Raw genomic sequence first — 13,531 nt, forward strand, 5'->3', positions numbered from 1 at the left:
GTCACGCTTTAAACCAAGCCAAAATAGCGGCATAAATGGCTCTGGAACGGGGCTTTCAGAACAACACAGTACAAATGTGGGAGGGGGCTTGCCCCCGATGGTAGTGGTTCAGTCTACACATCTGGTGACTGACCCACCGCCATCGGGGGCAAGCCCCCTCCCACTTTTTTTCAGCGCATTTCAGATCAGGCAATATCGCGCAACTCACGCCGCAAAATCTTGCCAACCGGCGTCATCGGCAACGACTCACGCAACACAATATGCTTGGGCACCTTGTACCCCGTGAAGTTGGTCTTGCAGTACGCCTTCAATTCCTCAAGGCTCACCCCTTGCGCACGCGCCACCACAAACAGCTTCACCGCCTCCCCGGTGCGATCATCCGGTACGCCGATCACGGCACAGTTGGCCACCGCCGGGTGGGCCATCACCACGTCTTCGATCTCGTTGGGGTACACGTTGAAGCCCGAGACGATGATCAGGTCCTTCTTGCGGTCGACAATGCGCACAAAGCCATCGTCATCGATCACTGCAATGTCGCCGGTCTTCAGCCAACCTTCGGCGTCCAGCGCTTCGGCGGTGGCAGCCGGTTGCTGCCAGTAGCCCTTCATCACCTGCGGGCCCTTGATGCACAGCTCGCCGCGTTCACCCAACGGCAGTTCGAGGCCCTGGTCATCAATCACCTTCATTGCCGTGGCTGGCACAGGAATGCCCACGGTGCCCAGGCGTGATTTGTTGCCGTAGGGGTTGGTGCTGGCCACAGGGGACGTTTCGGTGAGACCGTAGCCCTCGCCTATCGCACAGCCGGTGATCTGCTCCCAGCGCTCGGCCGTGGCCTTGATCAGCGCGGTGCCGCCGGAGTTGGTGAGCTTGAGGTGGGAAAAATCCAGGCTTTTGAAATCCGGGTGGTCCATCAAGGCCACAAACAGCGTGTTGAGCCCCAACAGCCCGGTAAAGCGCCACTTTTTAAGCTCCTTGATAAAGCCGCCGATGTCGCGCGGGTTGGTGATCAGCACGTTGTGATTGCCGGACACCATCATGCACATGCAATTCGCGGTGAAAGCATAGATGTGGTAAAGCGGCAGCGGCGCGATCATCACCTCCTGCCCTTCCTTGATCAGTGGATGGCCGTCCTCGCCGGTCTGGGACATGCAGGCGCGCACCTGTTGCATGTTTGCCACCAGGTTGCCGTGGGTGAGCATCGCGCCCTTGGCCAAGCCAGTGGTGCCGCCGGTGTATTGCAGCACGGCGATGTCATCCAGGGTCACCGGGTGGCGGGTCACCCCCAGGCCTGCGCCCATGCGCAGGGCGCGCTTGAACGACACCGCGCGCGGCAGGCTGTAGGCCGGGACCATCTTCTTGACCTTGTCGACCAGGGTGTTCACCAGCCAACCCTTTGCGGCGGGCATGAAGTCGCCCATCTTGGCTTCGATCAGGTAGTCGATCTCGGTGTCGCTGCACACCTCTTGCACCCGCGAACCGAAGAGGTTGAGGTAGACCAACGCACGCACACCGGCATCCTTGAACTGGTGACGCATCTCGCGCGGGGTGTACAGCGGGTTGGTGTTGACCACGATCAGCCCGGCGCGCAAGGCACCGAACACGGCAACCGGGTAATGCAGCACGTTGGGCATCTGCACCGCAATGCGCTCGCCCGGCTTGAGGTCGGTGTGCTGCTGCAGGTAGCCGGCGAACGCTGCGCTCTGGCGTTCAAGCTCGGCGTAGGTCAGGGTGATGCCCATGTTGCTGAATGCCGGACGGTCGGCAAAGGCCTTGCAGGAACGCTCGAAGACTTCGATCACCGACTTGTAGGCCGCGAGGTCGATGTCATTGGGTACGCCCGCCGCGCGTTTGTCATTCCAGAAATCAGGTTGCATTATTCTTGTCCTCTTACCTGAGTGTGTCCGGCCGCTGCTGGTGTAAAACCTCTACATCTATAAAAAGCGGAGCTCAGGGGACGTTAGCAGCTATGGCCAAACAGGCAAATACAGGAAAGAGCGTCATTAACTGTGTGAATCTTCCTACAAGGCCCTGCACTGATCAGACGCTTCCCTCGGGATGAGCTATACACTGGAACGAACCTGAGCAGACCAGACCTTGAGCAGACCTTGAGAAAAGGAACCGCCATGAACCACAGCACCTTCTGGCTGACCGCGAATGACCGCTGCCGCCTGTACGTCAATCAATGGATGCCCGACGGTCCGCCCAAGGCCCTGGTGATGCTCTCCCATGGGATGGCCGAGCACAGCGGGCGCTACGCACGCCTGGCCGAAGCCTTGTGCGGTGCCGGCTACGGCCTTTACGCGCTGGACCAGCGTGGCCACGGCCGTACCGCCGATGAAGGCACGTTGGGTCTGTACGCAGAGAAGGACGGCTGGAACAAGGTGGTGGGCGACCTGGCCAGCCTCAACCAGCATATCGGCCAGCAGCAGCCGGGGTTACCGATCATTCTGCTTGGGCACAGCATGGGCAGTTACATCGCCCAGGCCTACTTGGTGCACCACAGCGCCAGCCTGACCGGGGCGATCCTCAGCGGTTCGAATTTCCAGCCGGTGGCGCTGTACCGCGCCGCGCGGGTGATCGCACGGGCCGAGCGCCTGCGCCAGGGCTTGCGCGGGCGCAGTGCGCTGATCGAGTTCCTGTCGTTTGGATCGTTCAACAAGGCGTTCAAACCCAATCGCACCGCTTTCGACTGGCTCAGCCGCGACCCGGCGGAAGTCGACAGGTACATCAACGACCCGCTGTGTGGGTTCCGCTGCACCAATCAGCTCTGGATCGACCTGCTCGGCGGCTTGCAGCAAATCAGCAAAGCGTCCAATCTCGCGCAGATCGATCCCGGCCTGCCGATCCTGGTGATGGGCGGCGAATGTGATCCGGTGAGTGAGGGCAAGCGTCTCAAACACCTGGCCCACGCCCTGCGTGAAGCCGGCTGCCAGCACCTGCAATTGACTATTTACCCGCAGGCGCGTCACGAAGTGTTCAATGAGACCAACCGCGATGACGTCACCGCGGATGTGCTGACGTGGCTCGACCAGGCCCTGACCTTGCACAGGCCCGCCCGCTGCGAATGAACTTTCACTTAAAATCAAACAGTTAAACTACCGATTAGCCACAGGATGCACCTTTAGATGACCCAGGTAACCAACACCCCGTACGAAGCCCTCGAAGTCGGCCAGACCGCCAGCTACAGCAAATTGGTGGAAGAGCGCGATATCCAGCTGTTCGCCGCGATGTCCGGTGACCACAACCCGGTGCATTTGGATGCCGAGTACGCCAAGGCGACCATGTTCAAGGAGCGTATCGCCCACGGCATGTTCAGCGGCGCCCTGATCAGTGCGGCGGTGGCCTGTGAGTTGCCTGGGCCGGGCACGATCTATATCGGCCAGCAGATGAGCTTCCAGAAGCCGGTGAAGATCGGCGACACGCTGACGGTGCGCCTGGAGATCCTCGAAAAACTGCCGAAGTTCCGCGTGCGCATTGCCACCCGTGTATTCAACCAGCGCGATGAGTTGGTGGTGGACGGCGAGGCGGAAATTCTGGCGCCGCGTAAGCAGCAAGTCGTGACCCTGACCGAGTTGCCGCCGATCAGCATTGGCTAAAACTTATGCAATACGAATGTGGGAGGGGGCTTGCCCCCGATAGCGGTAGATCAGTCACAAGATGCAGTGATTGACACTCCGCAATCGGGGGCAAGCCCCCTCCCACATTTCTTACAGCATTTACAGCACAGGGCTTACGACTGGGCGCGAGCCTGGTTACGCAGGGCTTTCACTTGGTCGTGGTTGCGTTGTGCGCCGTGGAACTGACGCTCAACCAGGTCACGAATGCCCAGCAGGTTGTGCTTGTTGATCTTCTCGATCGCTTCCTTGTAAGCCTTCAGGGCGTGGTCTTCACCGCGCTCGGCTTCGTTCAGCACGGCCTCTTCATCTTTACCGGTGACCATCGACTTCACGTCGACCCAGCCACGGTGCAGGGCGCCGGCAACGCTGCCGGACTCTTCCGGATCGCCACCCAGAGCACGAACAGCGGTCTGCAGCTCGGCAGCCGCAGTAGCACAGTCAGCAGAACGTTTCACAAACAGGGCTTTGAGCTCTGGATGCTTGATGTCTTCAGCACAAGTCGCGAAGCCTTTCTGGCCGTCTTTGCTGGTCTCGATCAGGTCGTTGAGTACGGAGATCGATTCTTTGTTGATGTCAGTCATTTTTCAATTCCTTGTGCGGGTTTAGAAACGTGTCTTAGTAATTGCAGCGCCCGTGCCAGGTTTTGACAAACAACTTTTCTATTAATTATCAATGGCTTACGAATTATTGAACCATCTGTATGTACGTTATTTGCATGATCTGTCATTTGGCCTTCATGCAGAATGCCTGTATTTTCGAAGACCTCGCCTCTACCGCCTGAAGCTCATGAACCCGGAAAAACTCGAACTGCTGATCACCCGCGAAATGCCCTTCGGCAAATACAAGGGACGGATCATCGCCGACCTGCCCGGTCCTTACCTGAACTGGTTCGCCCGCGAGGGTTTCCCCCACGGTGAACTCGGCGGTTTGCTGGCATTGATGCAGGAAATCGACAGCAACGGTTTGTCTGAACTGCTTGAACCCCTGCGCGCCAAACACGGCAAGCCCGCCCCTCGTCATTAAGAGCCACCTATGCCACGGAATGCAGACAACGAACGTCACTGGCAGGCCGTCGCGCAGCGCTATGCGCTGGAGCCCGGCCCGATCAATCTGGAAAACGGCTATTTCGGCCGCATGAGCCACGCGGTGCAAACGCACTATCTGGAGCAGGTTGCGTTTATCAACCGCAGTAACTCGCTGTATGTGCGTCAGACGTTCGAGCAGGGTGAGAATGTGGAGATTCGTCGACAACTCGGCGAGCTGATGGAGGCTGATCCCGAATCGCTGGCGTTTACCCGTAACGCCACCGAAGCCTTGCAATCACTGATCCGCAACTACAACTGCCTGCAACCGGGTGACCAGGTGCTGATCAGCGACCTGGAGTACGACACGGTCAAAGGGGCCATGCGCTGGTTGGCGGGTTACCGTGGCGTGGAGGTGATCGAACTGTCCCACACTCACCCGGCCAGTTTCGACAGCCTCGTGCAAACCTATCGTGACGCGTTCACTCAGTACCCGCGCCTCAAGTTGATGGCGCTGACCCACGTTACCCACCGCACCGGGCTGGTCATGCCCGTTGCCGCGATTGCCCAGGCGGCGCGCGAGCATGATATCGACGTGATCCTCGATGGCGCCCATGCCCTGGGCCAAATCGAGTTCAACCTCGCCGAGTTAGGCATTCAGTTTGCCGGTTTCAACCTGCACAAATGGATCGGCGCGCCGCTGACCCTGGGCTTTCTGTACATCGCCCCGGAGCGCCTGGCCGATATCGACCCGGACATGGGCGAGTTTCACTACCCGGCTACCGACGTACGCGCACGCACGTCCTACAGCACGCCGAACTTTCCGGCGCTTATGACACTGCCATTGGTGTTTGAAGAGCACCGGAAGTTGGGTGGCTCGGCGGCCAAGGGTGCGCGGGTTAATTACCTGCGGGATTTGTGGGTGAACCAAGTGCGGGCTTTGCCGGGGATTGAAGTGCTGACGCCGAATGATCCCAGGTTGTATTGCGGGATTACGGCGTTCAAGTTTGTCGGAAGGGACCAGCAGGTGATGGTGGATCGGTTGCTCAGGGACTTTGACTTGTTTACTACCACGCGTGTCGGTGCAGCATTTGGCACGTGTATCCGGGTAACGCCGGGGCTAGTGACTTCAGCTGCGGACATCAGCGTGTTGGTGAACGCGATTACCCAACTGAACGCAGACTAAAAATGTGGGAGCGGCGTTGAATTCAAGTTTTCTACAGGCAAAAAAAAGCGGCACACCGACCAAGTGCGCCGCAAAAATGCCGTTAAGCACAGCAACAACGATTCGGTAAATCAGCTCAATCCAGCAGCGCCAGCGCCTGTGCGGTGACTTCCTGGATGCGGGCCCAGTCGCCGTTCTTGACCCATTCCGGGTCCAGCATCCAGCTACCGCCCACGCACATCACGTTTTTCAACGCCATGTAGTTTTTGATGTTGGCCGGGCCCACGCCGCCGGTTGGGCAGAACTTCACTTCGCCGAACGGGCCGCCCAGGGCCTTGATGGCCGCGACGCCGCCGCTGACTTCGGCCGGGAACAGCTTGAAGCGGCGGTAGCCCAGGCCATAGCCTTCCATGATGCCCGAGGCATTGCTGATGCCCGGCAGCAGCGGGATCGGGCTGTGCACCGAGGCTTCCAGCAAGTCGCGGGTAATGCCAGGGGTGACGATGAATTGCGAACCGGCCACTTCGGCCGCTTCGAGCATGTGACGGTCGAGTACGGTGCCGGCACCGGTGCACAGTTCAGGACGTTGCTCACGCAGCACCTGAATGGCCTTGAGGCCGAACTCGGAACGCAGGGTCACTTCCAATGCGGTCAAACCACCGGCTGCCAGGGCATCGGCCAGCGGCAGGATGTCCTGTTCGCGGGCGATGGTGATCACCGGCAGGATCCGCGCCTTGGCGCAGAGGCTGTCGATCAGGGCAACTTTATCCGCCATGGACACGGTCGGTTGAGGGCTTTTCATAGCGGCTGATCCTTGGCTCATGGGCACCAGTAAATCTCTAATGTGGGTTGCAAAAACGCGCGAATCGGCATGGCAGCAACGTCGTTGCTGGCCAGCGCGGCGCTCAAGGTGGTCAACTTCGAACTGCCGGAAATCGACAGCACGGTGTAGTTCGCCGTGGCCAGCAACGCGCGACTCATGGTCAGGCGCTGGTGCGGCACGGTCGGCGCCAGCATCGGCCAGCAACGGCGGGTACCGTCGGCCTGCAGTGCTTCAGCGAGGTTCGGACTGTTGGGAAACAGCGAAGCGGTGTGGCCGTCATCGCCCATGCCCAATACCAGCACATCAATGGCGGGCAGCTCGGCCAGCAGGCGATCGGCCTGTTCGGCGGCCTCTTCAAGGTTGGCCGCAGCGCTGTAGAGGCTGAGGAACTTGGCTTTAGCCGCCGGGCCTTGCAACAGGTTTGCTTTGAGCAAACCGGCGTTGCTGTCCGCGTGCTCCACCGGTACCCAGCGCTCATCGGCCAGGGTAACGGTGACCTTGGACCAGTCCAGGCCTTGCTTGGCCAGGTTCTGGAAAAACGCGACGGGGCTGCGGCCGCCGGAGACGACCAGCGTCGCTTCGCCACGGGCACTGATGGCCTCACGCAGTTGTTCGGCCACGTCATTGGCCAGGCCGTCCGCCAACAAGGCAGGCGTACGGAACTCATGGGCCGTCACACCCTGAGGCAGTTTCAATTCAGATATCGCCATACCACGACCTCCCATCCCGCGTGATCAGTGCAATCGAGCTCATCGGCCCCCAGGAACCCGCCGCGTACGGCTTGGGCGCATCACCGGACTTTTTCCACCCGGCAATCAACTGGTCACACCACTTCCACGCGGCTTCGATTTCATCTTTGCGAACAAACAGGTTCTGATTGCCGCGCATCACTTCCAGCAACAACCGCTCGTAGGCATCCGGGATACGGGCGCTGCGGTAGGTGTCGGAAAAATTCAGTTGCAGCGGGCCGCTGCGCAGTTGCATGCCCTTGTCCAGGCCCTGCTCCTTGGTCATCACGCGCAAGGAAATACCTTCGTCCGGCTGCAGGCGGATGATCAGTTTGTTGCTGATCTGCAGGCGCTGCTCGGGGGCGAAGATGTAGTGGGACGGTTCCTTGAAGTGGATGACGATCTGCGACAGCTTTTGCGGCATACGCTTGCCGGTGCGCAGGTAGAACGGCACCCCGGCCCATCGCCAGTTGCGGATATCGGCACGCAGGGCGACGAAGGTCTCGGTGTCGCTCTGGGTGTTGGAGTTCTCTTCCTCCAAGTAACCCGGCACCGGCTTGCCGGCGCTGTAGCCGGCGATGTACTGGCCGCGTACCACTTGGGTGGTCAGGCCATCCGGGCTGATCGGCGCCAGGGCCTTGAGTACCTTGACCTTCTCGTCGCGGATGCTGTCGGCGGAAAGGTCGGCCGGCGGGTCCATGGCGATCAGGCAAAGCAGTTGCAGCAGGTGGTTCTGGATCATGTCACGCAGCTGGCCGGCCTTGTCGAAATAGCCCCAACGGCCTTCGATACCGACCTGCTCGGCCACGGTGATTTCCACGTGGGAGATGTAGTTCTGGTTCCACTGGGTTTCGAACAGGCTGTTGGCGAAACGCAGGGCGATCAGGTTCTGGACGGTCTCTTTGCCCAGGTAGTGGTCGATGCGGTAGGTGCGGTTCTCCGGGAAAAACTGCGCCACGGCATCGTTGACCTTGCGCGAGGACTCCAGGTCCGAACCGATGGGTTTTTCCAGCACCACGCGGGTGTTTTCCGCCAGGCCGACCTTCGACAGGTTCTCGCAGATCGCGCCGTACACCGCCGCCGGGGTGGCGAAGTAGGCGATCAGGCGCTGCGCAGTGCCGGCGATTTCCGCCAGGGCCACGTAGTCATCGGCTTTCATGAAGTCGACGTGAACATAGGTCAGGCGCGCCAGGAAACGCTGGGCGATGGTTTCGTCCAGTTCCTTGCCGACGTATTTGCGCAGTGCTTGTTCGATGTGCGCCAGGTGCTGCTGCTCGGAACCGGCTTCACGGGCCAGGGCCAGGATGCGCGTGTCGTCGTGCAGGAGCCCCGCGCCATCAAGTTGGTAGAGGGCAGGAAATAACTTGCGCAGCGCCAGATCACCCAAGGCGCCAAACAGGGCAAAGGTGCAGGGTTCTACGGTTATCGAAGGCATGATGTTTGTTCTTTTATCAAGTTAAGCTACAAATACCTTTTTTCAAGGCATCACTCAAGGAAAAATGTAGTAATAACCACAACATTTTCCCGAAATACGCATTCCGAGTGGTGGTGTTCAGCTACCCTCAGTAGGATAGGCCACCGCAAAAGACCACTTATCGATTGGTTACCACCCTAATTTGCATCGTCGCCCGAAGGAAAGACTGAATGGACCGCGTGCGAAATCTTCTGGAACAGATCCGGAACCGCCTCGAAGAATTGAACAAGGCCGAGAAAAAAGTCGCCGAGGTCATCCTGCTCAACCCGCAGCAGGCGACCCGCTTCTCCATTGCCGCCCTCGCCCAGGCTGCCTCGGTCAGTGAACCGACGGTCAACCGTTTCTGCCGTTCGTTCGGCGTGAGCGGTTACCCTGAACTGAAATTGCAGCTGGCGCAAAGCCTGGCCAGTGGCGCGGCGTATGTCAGCCGCGCTGTGGAGGCCGATGATAACCCTGAGGCCTACACGCAGAAGATCTTTGGCAGCGCCATTGCGTCCCTGGACAGCGCCTGCCAGGCCCTGGACCCGGCGCTGATCAGCAAGGCCGTGGACCTGTTGATCCAGGCACGGCAAATCCACTTCTTCGGCCTGGGCGCTTCGGCCCCGGTGGCCATGGATGCGTTGCACAAGTTTTTCCGCTTCAACCTGGCCGTGACCGCGCACGCGGACGTGCTGATGCAGCGCATGATCGCGTCGGTGGCGCACACGGGCGAGTTGTTCGTGATCATTTCCTACACCGGGCGTACCCGTGAGCTGGTGGAAGTGGCGCGTATCGCGCGGGAAAACGGCGCGTCAGTGCTGGGCGTGACGGCCGAGAACTCACCGCTGGCCAAGGCCAGTACCGTGAGCCTGAACATTCCGCTGCCGGAAGACACCGACATCTATATGCCGATGACCTCGCGGATCATCCAATTGACGGTGCTGGATGTGCTGGCAACCGGCATGACCTTGCGCCGTGGCGTGGATTTCCAGCCGCATTTGCGCAAGATCAAAGAGAGCTTGAATGACAGCCGGTACCCGGTGGGCGACGAGTTCAACTGAGCAAGGCTGTGTGTTGGTTTCACTGGCCTCATCGGGGGCAAGCCCCCTCCCACATTTGAAAGTATTCACAAATTAAACTGTGGGAGGGGGCTTGCCCCCGATGAGGCCATCAACCACACCGCTAAACCCCAGCCCGCGCCTGCAAACTCAGATGCGCCCGCTCCCCCGGCGCCAAACTCGCCCCCGCCATCGCCGACTCCACGCACACAAACCCCGACGCCTCGTTGAAGCTCACGCCTAACAACGGCCGACTGCCTGGGTGCCACACCACCGTGTCGGCGCTGTCGCCGGTGTCGATGCACAGTTCACGCTGCCAGGCGTGGTCCTTGAGTTGCAATTCGCCTTCGTGATGGAACACCCGCTGGCACCCGCCCTCCACGCGCAGCTCGCCTTCCTGCTGGCAAACCTGGCGATTGAGCTGGTCGTAACCTTGTGCACCGTCGAGCCCAGACAGCGCTATCTCGTCAACGTGACCAATACGCCAGTAAGCGTGCAACGCATGGCTCAATTGGCATGGCAGCTCGTCCTGATGCTCGGTGCTCAGGCGCAATTCCAGGGTGTCGCCCAAGTGCGCGTGGAGGTCGACCTGCCAGTCGCACAGCTGCAATTGCCAGTGCAGGCGCACGCCGTCATCGTCGGTGCTGCTGTCGAGCAGTTTCCAGTCGATCAAGCGCGCCCAGCCATGAGACGGCCAGGCATTCTCACTCGGATGGCGGCCATACCACGGCCAGCACACAGGTACGCCGCCACGAATGGCGCCGACTTGCGGCCACTTGGCTGCACACCACAGCCAGGGTTTTTGGCCACGGGGCTGGAAATGCAACAGTTGCGCGCCCTGGCGACTGAACACCGCCTGGCACAGCGGGTGGTCGATCACCAGCACGTCGCGCATCTGGAAGCGCTCCCAGGCGAACACAGGACGCTCGCGCAGGGATTTGAAAAAGCGTTGCAGCGGTTGCTCATGCATGTGCCACGGTCCTGAATATCTTCACAATGCAACCCAAAAAAAAGCGGATAGCCATGGCTACCCGCAAAATGCGCACAGAGAGAAGGAGCTTATCGCAACAGCGTTAGAACGTAGACTGAATTTTCAGGCCCGCCACCAGCGCGTTGTCGACTTTATCCACGCCGCCCGGTTGGACGACGTATTGCAGGTTGGGACGCACGGTCAGCCAGTTGGTGACGTGGAAGCCGTAGTTGATTTCGAAGTTGTACTCGGTTTCGCGGATCGGCGAGAACAGCGCGTTGTCGTAGTCGTTCACGCCATTGGCGACGTTGAGCAGTTCGGCGTTTTTCTTCACGTCGTCGTTGACGTGCAGACGTGCGGCACCAATACCCACGTCGTCTTTTGGACGCGCATCGAATGGGCCTTTGTACACCAGCATCAACGACTGGTAGTTATCGACCAGGTTGGTTTCTTTGTCGTGGAAGGTCGCGTTAGCCGCGATGTTCAGGCCACGCGAAGCGTCGCCGTTGTGCGTGGTGAGTTGTTGTTGGGCAACGAACCAGTAGCCTTTCTTGCTGCTGCGGGTACGGTATGCAGCACCCGTGGTGGCGGCATCGTTGCCGTTCACGTCTTCACGTACGTCAGCGGCGTCGGCGGCACTTTTGTAGTAACCCACACGGTATTCGCCCGGCAGGTTATTAACCTTCGGCGACCAGACCAATTCCACCGGAATCACGGTACCTTTGGTGCCGCTGCCGCTGAGCTTGAAGCCATTGCCGTGCTCGAGCTGCGATGGGTTCTGGTTGTACGCACCGATTTGCGCATACAGCTCAGGCGTGATGTTGTATTTCACGCGGATCGCGGCCTGGCTGACGGGCCAGTTGTACCAGGTGTTCACATAGTTACCGACCTGCGAGCCGCAGAACGACAGGTTCTGGAAGTCGCATGGGAAGGTGTTGAAGTCTTCGCCTTCACCGAAGTAACCGAGTTTCACGTCCAACTTGTTGTCGAACATCTGGTGCTGGATCCAGAACTGGGTCAGACGCACCATGTGTCCACGGCCGTAGACTTCCATGGACGAACTCAGCGTGCCGGCACGCGGGTCGCCAATGCGGTCGTTGGAGATGTTCTGGCCATTACGGTTGGTAAACTGGATCTTGGCCTGGGTGTTATCCCAGCCCCACAGCTTTTGCAGGTCCAGTGCTACGCCCAGACCGAACTGGTCAGAGTAACGGCCGGTCCTGTCGTCGTTGTAGCCGCCGCGCAGGTTGGCGCCCATTTCCCCTACGTAGTCAGCCTTGATGTCGATACCTTGCTCGATCAGCTTGGTACGCTCACCACCCCAATCGCCGGTCATCCACTTGGAGTCGGCACTGAATGCATCGGCCGCCATCGCATTGGCGGACAAAACCAGGGCTGCTGCAGCTGACATTTGGCAGATCAGCCGAGTGTTGTTGTGTTGCTTTTTCATCCCTACATCCTCGTCTTTATTGTTATTAAACTGTTTTTATCTAACGCGGGTTACTTTTTTATTTAAAACAACAACTTAGCTGCTTCAGCGGCCTTTGAATTGGGCCACGTTGTCGGCATGCCCCTGTGCGGGCAATGAAGAAGCAGTGCCTAGGCGTTCGCCAGTGTTGGCGTCGAACAGCAATACCTTGGCCGGATCAAATTGCAGGGTCAGGGTCTCGCCGACCTGGGGCGCCACATCCGGCGCCAAACGGCAGCAGACCTTGGTGTCATTGAGCTGCACGAACACCAGGGTGTCCGGACCGGTCGGTTCGGTGACCTGGACTTCAGCGCGAATGCTCGACGAACCGTTGCCCTCACCCGCCGCCAACACGATCTGCTCCGGGCGCAGGCCCAGAATCACATCACGGTCCTCCAGGCCTGCGTCGTTCATGCCCAACGGCAATTCGCAACGGGCCTGGCCGCTGTCGAGCAGCGCGACCAAACGACCTTCCTTGCGTTTTAGGCGCATAGGAACGAAGTTCATTGGTGGTGAACCGATAAAGCTTGCCACAAACAGGTTGGCCGGGTCGTTGTAAATTTCTTTCGGCGTGCCGAATTGTTGGATGATGCCGTCCTTCATCACCGCCACTTTGTCGCCCAGGGTCATCGCTTCGATCTGATCGTGGGTCACGTAGACCGTGGTGGTCTTGAGGCGCTGGTGCATCAGTTTCATTTCGGTGCGCATCTCGACGCGCAGCTTGGCGTCGAGGTTGGACAGCGGCTCGTCGAACAGGTAGATCTTCGGCCGGCGCGCCAGGGCACGGCCCATGGCCACGCGCTGTTGCTGGCCGCCGGAGAGCTGGCCCGGCTTGCGGTTGAGCAGGTGTTCGATCTGCAGCAGCTTGGCCACGCGCGCCACTTCGGCGTCGATGTCCGCCTGGGCCATCTTGCGGATCTTGAGGCCGAACTCGATGTTCTGGCGCACGCTCATGGTCGGGTACAGCGCGTAGGACTGGAACACCATGGCGATGTCACGGTCCTTGGGGCTCATGCCGCTCACGTCCTGGTCGCCGATCATGATCGCGCCGCCGGTGATGGTTTCCAGGCCGGCGATGCAGTTCATCAGCGTGGATTTACCGCACCCCGAAGGGCCGACCAGGATCAGGAACTCGCCTTCCTTGATCGACAGTTCGATGTTCTTCAAGGTGTCGGGCAGGCCGGCGCCATAGGTCTTGTTTACATTGCGAAGTTCAAGCGTAGCCAT

13 protein-coding genes are annotated in these 13,531 nt (G+C 59.7%); 5 read left to right on the forward strand and 8 right to left on the reverse strand.

Annotation, left to right across the window (positions count from 1 at the left end; all coding sequences use genetic code 11):
• Positions 1 to 185: 185 nt before the first annotated feature.
• Positions 186 to 1,874, reverse strand: coding sequence for a long-chain-fatty-acid--CoA ligase FadD2 (gene fadD2, locus BM403_RS13005; RefSeq protein ID WP_046035477.1), 1,689 nt, complete (start codon positions 1,872 to 1,874; stop codon positions 186 to 188).
• A 249-nt stretch (positions 1,875 to 2,123) separates the two neighbouring features.
• On the opposite strand from fadD2, the gene BM403_RS13010 reads away from it, so the two are divergent.
• The gene (locus BM403_RS13010) at positions 2,124 to 3,068 is read left to right on the forward strand and encodes an alpha/beta hydrolase (RefSeq protein ID WP_015885543.1); all 945 of its coding nucleotides are present in this window, start codon (positions 2,124 to 2,126) and stop codon (positions 3,066 to 3,068) included.
• Between the two features lie 57 nt (positions 3,069 to 3,125).
• Positions 3,126 to 3,596, forward strand: a complete 471-nt coding sequence (locus BM403_RS13015) for a MaoC family dehydratase (RefSeq protein WP_010208208.1) — start codon at positions 3,126 to 3,128, stop codon at positions 3,594 to 3,596.
• Positions 3,597 to 3,730: 134 nt separating this feature from the next.
• Here BM403_RS13015 and BM403_RS13020 read toward each other — a convergent pair whose 3' ends face one another.
• On the reverse strand, positions 3,731 to 4,198 hold the full coding sequence (locus tag BM403_RS13020; protein ID WP_015885545.1) for a ferritin-like domain-containing protein: 468 nt from the start codon (positions 4,196 to 4,198) through the stop codon (positions 3,731 to 3,733).
• Between the two features lie 205 nt (positions 4,199 to 4,403).
• Between BM403_RS13020 and BM403_RS13025 the strand changes: the two genes are divergently transcribed.
• Together BM403_RS13025 and BM403_RS13030 are read left to right on the forward strand one after the other, a co-directional pair.
• Positions 4,404 to 4,640 (forward strand): DUF3820 family protein, encoded by a 237-nt coding sequence (locus tag BM403_RS13025; protein ID WP_010208204.1) that lies wholly within the window; start codon positions 4,404 to 4,406, stop codon positions 4,638 to 4,640.
• Positions 4,641 to 4,649: 9 nt separating this feature from the next.
• Complete coding sequence (locus tag BM403_RS13030; protein WP_015885546.1) at positions 4,650 to 5,825, forward strand: aminotransferase class V-fold PLP-dependent enzyme; 1,176 nt, start codon at positions 4,650 to 4,652, stop codon at positions 5,823 to 5,825.
• A gap of 115 nt (positions 5,826 to 5,940) precedes the next feature.
• On the opposite strand, the gene BM403_RS13035 is transcribed toward BM403_RS13030, so the two are convergent.
• Genes BM403_RS13035 through zwf form a run of 3 tightly spaced genes read right to left on the reverse strand, consistent with a single transcriptional unit; the run spans position 5,941 to position 8,790 of the window.
• Positions 5,941 to 6,606 (reverse strand): bifunctional 4-hydroxy-2-oxoglutarate aldolase/2-dehydro-3-deoxy-phosphogluconate aldolase, encoded by a 666-nt coding sequence (locus BM403_RS13035; RefSeq protein ID WP_026013852.1) that lies wholly within the window; start codon positions 6,604 to 6,606, stop codon positions 5,941 to 5,943.
• Positions 6,607 to 6,623: 17 nt separating this feature from the next.
• Positions 6,624 to 7,337, reverse strand: a complete 714-nt coding sequence (gene pgl / locus BM403_RS13040; RefSeq protein WP_093543163.1) for a 6-phosphogluconolactonase — start codon at positions 7,335 to 7,337, stop codon at positions 6,624 to 6,626.
• Complete coding sequence (gene zwf, locus BM403_RS13045; RefSeq protein ID WP_015885549.1) at positions 7,324 to 8,790, reverse strand: glucose-6-phosphate dehydrogenase; 1,467 nt, start codon at positions 8,788 to 8,790, stop codon at positions 7,324 to 7,326. The genes pgl and zwf overlap by 14 nt, the downstream gene beginning before the upstream one ends.
• Positions 8,791 to 9,008: 218 nt before the next feature.
• On the opposite strand from zwf, the gene BM403_RS13050 reads away from it, so the two are divergent.
• On the forward strand, positions 9,009 to 9,869 hold the full coding sequence (locus BM403_RS13050) for a MurR/RpiR family transcriptional regulator (RefSeq protein WP_170039859.1): 861 nt from the start codon (positions 9,009 to 9,011) through the stop codon (positions 9,867 to 9,869).
• 121 nt (positions 9,870 to 9,990) lie between these two features.
• On the opposite strand, the gene BM403_RS13055 is transcribed toward BM403_RS13050, so the two are convergent.
• The 3 genes from BM403_RS13055 to BM403_RS13065 all read right to left on the reverse strand — a co-directional run bounded on the left by BM403_RS13055 (position 9,991) and on the right by BM403_RS13065 (position 13,531).
• Positions 9,991 to 10,836, reverse strand: a complete 846-nt coding sequence (locus tag BM403_RS13055) for a D-hexose-6-phosphate mutarotase (RefSeq protein ID WP_064053705.1) — start codon at positions 10,834 to 10,836, stop codon at positions 9,991 to 9,993.
• A 103-nt stretch (positions 10,837 to 10,939) separates the two neighbouring features.
• The gene (locus BM403_RS13060) at positions 10,940 to 12,286 is read right to left on the reverse strand and encodes a carbohydrate porin (protein WP_015885551.1); all 1,347 of its coding nucleotides are present in this window, start codon (positions 12,284 to 12,286) and stop codon (positions 10,940 to 10,942) included.
• An 84-nt stretch (positions 12,287 to 12,370) separates the two neighbouring features.
• A complete protein-coding gene (locus BM403_RS13065; RefSeq protein WP_015885552.1) occupies positions 12,371 to 13,531 on the reverse strand; it encodes an ABC transporter ATP-binding protein in 1,161 nt (386 codons plus the stop codon).

The organism is Pseudomonas sp. OV546 (assembly GCF_900116845.1).
Lineage (GTDB): Bacteria > Pseudomonadota > Gammaproteobacteria > Pseudomonadales > Pseudomonadaceae > Aquipseudomonas > Aquipseudomonas petroselini.

What these genes read in the sequence shown, in the direction of transcription:
- fadD2 (WP_046035477.1), bottom strand. Translation starts at nt 1,874, where the DNA reads ATGCAACCTGATTTCTGGAATGACAAACGCGCGGCGGGCGTACCCAAT.
- BM403_RS13010 (WP_015885543.1), top strand. Translation starts at nt 2,124, where the DNA reads ATGAACCACAGCACCTTCTGGCTGACCGCGAATGACCGCTGCCGCCTG.
- BM403_RS13015 (WP_010208208.1), top strand. Translation starts at nt 3,126, where the DNA reads ATGACCCAGGTAACCAACACCCCGTACGAAGCCCTCGAAGTCGGCCAG.
- BM403_RS13020 (WP_015885545.1), bottom strand. Translation starts at nt 4,198, where the DNA reads ATGACTGACATCAACAAAGAATCGATCTCCGTACTCAACGACCTGATC.
- BM403_RS13025 (WP_010208204.1), top strand. Translation starts at nt 4,404, where the DNA reads ATGAACCCGGAAAAACTCGAACTGCTGATCACCCGCGAAATGCCCTTC.
- BM403_RS13030 (WP_015885546.1), top strand. Translation starts at nt 4,650, where the DNA reads ATGCCACGGAATGCAGACAACGAACGTCACTGGCAGGCCGTCGCGCAG.
- BM403_RS13035 (WP_026013852.1), bottom strand. Translation starts at nt 6,606, where the DNA reads ATGAAAAGCCCTCAACCGACCGTGTCCATGGCGGATAAAGTTGCCCTG.
- pgl (WP_093543163.1), bottom strand. Translation starts at nt 7,337, where the DNA reads ATGGCGATATCTGAATTGAAACTGCCTCAGGGTGTGACGGCCCATGAG.
- zwf (WP_015885549.1), bottom strand. Translation starts at nt 8,790, where the DNA reads ATGCCTTCGATAACCGTAGAACCCTGCACCTTTGCCCTGTTTGGCGCC.
- BM403_RS13055 (WP_064053705.1), bottom strand. Translation starts at nt 10,836, where the DNA reads ATGCATGAGCAACCGCTGCAACGCTTTTTCAAATCCCTGCGCGAGCGT.
- BM403_RS13060 (WP_015885551.1), bottom strand. Translation starts at nt 12,286, where the DNA reads ATGAAAAAGCAACACAACAACACTCGGCTGATCTGCCAAATGTCAGCT.
- BM403_RS13065 (WP_015885552.1), bottom strand. Translation starts at nt 13,531, where the DNA reads ATGGCTACGCTTGAACTTCGCAATGTAAACAAGACCTATGGCGCCGGC.